At 55.3% G+C, this 900-nt stretch carries 2 protein-coding genes; both read right to left on the bottom strand.

The annotated features are described in order from the left end of the window. Positions 1 to 114: 114 nt before the first annotated feature. A complete protein-coding gene (locus tag J5224_RS30840) occupies positions 115 to 447 on the bottom strand; it encodes an MliC family protein (RefSeq protein ID WP_264628830.1) in 333 nt (110 codons plus the stop codon). 122 nt (positions 448 to 569) lie between these two features. After that, a partial coding sequence (locus tag J5224_RS30835; RefSeq protein WP_264628829.1) for an anhydro-N-acetylmuramic acid kinase occupies positions 570 to 900 on the bottom strand: 331 nt, incomplete at its 5' end.

Raw genomic sequence — 900 nt, 5'->3', positions numbered from 1 at the left:
GGAGGGAGGTGAAGTGTTGTCCTGTGTCATAACATCCTGCTGTGGTGTATCGGGACGAAAATCATCGTTCCATTCTGCGCCCACAGCGGGAAAATCTCAATGTAACGCGTCGCGTTAAGGCTCATTCTGTAGCAGGCAGTCGTCCGCAATGATGTGCCCATTGCGCTCGATAAAGGCGCGATCCCCTTTGCTCCAGAAGGTATAGCGGTTATTGCTGTATTTGGTGCCCGAAGCAGAAATCACCTGCGGAAGTTGCAGGCGCTCGCCATCCAGCAAGAAATGCACTTCCTCTGGCTGGACATCCTGTTTCAGCGTCACGGTGAGTGGCAGGGTGCCACACTGATAATGCAGCGTTTTTACCGGTGCTGGCCGGTTAAAACCGCTACAGCCGGACAGTATCATAAGCCCTAACAGCACAGCTGCGCGGCCCGATAGCATGATTTTCATTGTTATTTTCCCGTTGTTACCTGTCTAAAGGTTATCGCCACATGACCACGAAACAGCCTGTCGAGTCACAGATAACAACAGTGTAACAACGGGTTTTACAACAACCTCTCAGCAAAATCTGATTAGTCGTTCAGAACGGGAAAAATGGCCCCCAATACGCTCGCTTTGCTGGCACCGGTCACTGACGGCAGGTTACCGGGCAAGCCAGACAGCGTGCGCGCCGCAAGCCAGGCAAAAGCCAGCGCTTCCATATCATCGCCGTTCACGCCGAACTCATCGGTGGTGTTGACCTCAATGCCGGGCAACAGCGCAGACAGACGCGCCATCAGCAGGGGATTGCGCGCCCCGCCGCCGCACACCAGCACACGCTCACAGCCGCCTGTTAACAGCACCTGATCGGCAATGCTGACCGCAGTCAGCTCCGCCAGCGTGGCCTGAACATCCTGAGGAGCA

The sequence above is a fragment of the Candidatus Symbiopectobacterium sp. NZEC135 genome (assembly GCF_025962695.1).
This window is presented reverse-complemented; position numbering and strand designations above follow the sequence as displayed.